4 protein-coding genes are annotated in these 3,328 nt (G+C 61.4%); 2 read left to right on the top strand and 2 right to left on the bottom strand.

The genetic code is table 11. The features are described 5' to 3' along the window. Positions 1–357: 357 nt before the first annotated feature. Together CCR96_RS11515 and CCR96_RS11510 are read right to left on the bottom strand one after the other, a co-directional pair. On the bottom strand, positions 358–675 hold the full coding sequence (locus tag CCR96_RS11515) for a hypothetical protein (protein ID WP_201220273.1): 318 nt from the start codon (positions 673–675) through the stop codon (positions 358–360). Next, entirely contained in the window at positions 672–1,712 is a 1,041-nt protein-coding gene (locus CCR96_RS11510; RefSeq protein ID WP_201220272.1) for a helix-turn-helix transcriptional regulator, read from the bottom strand. The genes CCR96_RS11515 and CCR96_RS11510 overlap by 4 nt, the downstream gene beginning before the upstream one ends. Before the next feature lie 233 nt (positions 1,713–1,945). Here CCR96_RS11510 and CCR96_RS11505 point away from each other — a divergent pair, with 233 nt between their 5' ends. Then, positions 1,946–2,821 carry a hypothetical protein gene (locus CCR96_RS11505; RefSeq protein ID WP_201220271.1) on the top strand — a complete coding sequence of 292 codons (876 nt, stop codon included), beginning with the start codon at positions 1,946–1,948 and terminating at the stop codon, positions 2,819–2,821. Positions 2,822–2,895: 74 nt separating this feature from the next. Then, positions 2,896–3,328: zinc ribbon domain-containing protein (locus CCR96_RS11500; RefSeq protein ID WP_201220270.1), on the top strand; the 433-nt coding region annotated here is incomplete at its 3' end.

Below are 3,328 nucleotides of genomic sequence, written 5' to 3'. Positions count from 1 at the left end.
CCATTCAATTATTAATAGGGTCGAATTATAACTTTTCAAGGTTAAGCTGTTGTTTTGAAAAAGCTTACTGAAAGAATGCTCGTCAGGTTACTGAAAAATAAAAAAATATTATTTAGTCACAAGTCTAAACATTCTTTTCGCAGATTCCTGGGAACAAGAAACTGTTAGCGCTCTATCCCGGTGACGCCGATGAGCTGTACACCCATTTTAAAGCGTTTTACAAAAACTACATCAATGAATTGTACCAATATACTCATGGTCGGGATTTGATTGTGGATGATGATGACGATACTCCGCACTTAACCAATACCCATTGACGGGTCAACCGAGGCGCGCGGGTGGTGTCGGTCTCGGTGCTTAGCATCGGCGCTGGAGCCAGGCGCGCAGCGCAGAATAGCCAAGGGCCGTAGCCACGGACAGCAGGATGAGTGCGAGTAGACCCAGTAGCCCGAGGCCCTCGAGCAGCCGCTGGACCATCCTCGCCAAGGCCACCAGCAGCGGCCAGACCTGCTCTACACCCAGCAGGCTGATCAGCAACAGGACGCCAGCGCTGACCCAAGGCCAGCGATGAAAGCGCCGCTCGATGGAGACCACCAGCCACAGGATCACGGCGGCCAGCGCGAGCGGGATCACGACCAGATCCTCAACCGGGGTGGGTAGCGGCACGACGCTCATCGGTAATCAGCGACATCGGCCTGTTCAGGCGAGCGATAGAGCGCCGCCACCTTATCCGACTGCGCGGTCATCACATGGCGCAGTTCCGCCGGCGCGATCACCTCCAGATTATCCCCGGCACCCAGCAGCCAACGCAGCAATTGCCCGGTGGAGGGCACCTGCGCGGAGACCCGCAGGGTGAAGGTGGAGGTCTCGGGCTCATCCTCGAGCTGCTGATCCGCGCTCAGCGGGCAGACACTAAGCAAGGACACCAGATAGCCACGCACCCGCAGTTCCAGATCAATCAGCCGCCCCTGTCCGAAGTCGACCTTGCCCTCGGCGATCGCCTGATCCAGATCGAAGCCCTCCGCAGTGCGCGCCGGCTGGGTGGTCAGCGCCTCGGCGCGGATCATCCGATGCAGGGCATAGAGGCGCACCGGTGCCGGTTCGTCCTCCTTGAGGGCAAACAGATAGGCGATCGGCCCGCGCTGTAGCAGGGCTTGCGGATGGATCAGGACCTCGCTGCGCGCGCCGGTGGACTTGGCATAGAGCAGCTTCAGCGCACAAGGCTGGGCGACCGCCAGCACCACTGCCTGCAGCACCTCGGGATAGAGCTCCACCGGCTGCAGGCGCAGGGTGTCGGGGACGATGCGCAGACGCCGCTCATCGATCAACGGCCCCTCGAACTCGTTGAGCAAGCGCTGCCAGAGCCGATCGAGACGACGCGATGGAACCGCCTCGCGGATCAGATCGCGCACCTGTTGCAGGGTGTACTGCCACAGCAGCGGGTCATCCTCGACCTCATCGCCCATACGCCGATAGCGCAGTGGCCGACCACCGGCATTGACCGTCTCAATGCGGCCCTGGCGCAGCAGTTCCGCTAGATCGCGCTGCAGCGCACGCCGCCGCGCGGCCTCGCTGGCCTCGCCATAGGCCGCGCTGAGCACCTCGAGCAGGCGCGCGCTATCCGGGCAGTCCGCCGGCGCCGTTACCGCGCGCGGTAACAGTGCCTCCAGGCGGCGCAGCCGTTGAATCCGATCATGCGAGGTGGCGCTCATGGCCTTGAGTATACCTGCGGTGACGACAGCGCATGACGCGCGATTGCGCTCCTGCCAAGGATCGCGAACGGATCAGCCCATCACGCTTAGCGCAAATGGCCCACCGCTGTCAACGACACGCCCTGTCGCCTGTTTGCGGACAATCGCTGTCTTCTGATCCGCACCGCGCTGGCCATCCGGCACGCGGGTCGGCGGACCTGGCTGAGCTGGAGCGACCCCTGATGTTGATGCCCATGCCTTCGACGTTTTCTCGGCTGCTGGTGGCGGGTTGTTGCCTGGCACCGCTCACGGCGGCTGCGTCGGCCTATTCCGATGAGGACCTGAAACGACTGTTGACCATCGTCCCAGTCTCCGAGGTCAACATCATGGAACCGGGCGGACTGCATGCCCGCTATACCGATGACGATCAAGCAGTCTCGATCACCGTGCTCAATCGTGAGGAGCAGATCTCGTTCATCGTTCAGTTCACCGGGGCAGCGCTTGCGCGGTTGCGCTTGGAGGACCTAAACGAATGGAATGCCAACAGTCGCTATCCGGCCTACAGGGTCGATGCGGATCAGGTCAAGCTTGATGCCGTGCTGATGGTCATCCAACCCGAGGTCGGCGCGGTGATGCCCTCGACCAGCTACCTCTCGCTGAACTATCTACACTTCGCCAAAGAGGCGCTGACCTTCCAGCGTTATCTGAATCAACGTCTCGCGTCGGTTGAGGCCGAGCCCATCAGCGTGCCCACCAGCCAGACCGCAGCCGTCGCCGAGGCGGCCAGCGGCTGGACCTTCCCCGAGATCAATCAGGACTTCTCGCGCCGCAGCGAGATCCAGCGCGAGCCCTGGGTCGCGTCACTCCAAGGCGAGCCGTTGTCCGGGTGGGGCACGATCACCGAGGTCGGCCGCTGTGGCTTCTTTGACAGCTCAAAACGCTACGGCAGCCAGTGCCTGAAGATCACGCTCGATAACGACACGCCGCGGGCAGTGCTCTATTACCCGACGTCACGCGAAGCCGAGCTGGCCGAGCTCGAGGTCGGGCGCGCTCATGAGTTCAGCGATTGCGAGATCGTCGACCTGCAGGATCTCGGGTTCTGGACCACCGTCACCTGCGATATGCGCTGACGGCGCTCACGCAGGTCATCAAAAAACCCCCTGGTTCACCACGCCCATGATGGGCAACACACTGGAGAGACGCGATGAGCAAGTTGAAAGCCTGCCCGGCCTGTGGCAAAGAGGTGGCGGCCTCCGCCAAGAGCTGTCCGCACTGCGGAAAAAAATTGAAGATGGGCTTGTGGCCCCGCATTGGCCTGGCGCTGTTGATCTTTGGCGTACTGACAGTGATTTTCAGCCCCTCCGATGAAGAAAAGGCGGCCGCCTTGGCCAGTGAGTTGAGCAGTCTGCGCAGTGCCAGTGCCGCGTCGATCTCCCCGCGTGGCGAGTTGGCGGAGGCGTTCGTGTTTGGGAGCGACTACACCGACATCCAGCGAGAAAACATGGAAGCTGAGTTGATCGGCAAGGTCGTGCAATGGCGTTTGCCGGTGTATGAGGTCAGCAAACAAGGTGACAACCGTTATCGCGTGCAGACGGGCGAGGGGACGGGCACTGTCGGCACCTTCCTAGTGATCCACA

It is taken from the genome of Halochromatium roseum, from assembly GCF_016653315.1.
In the GTDB taxonomy this organism is placed as follows: Bacteria; Pseudomonadota; Gammaproteobacteria; order Chromatiales; family Chromatiaceae; genus Lamprobacter; species Lamprobacter roseus.
This window is presented reverse-complemented; position numbering and strand designations above follow the sequence as displayed.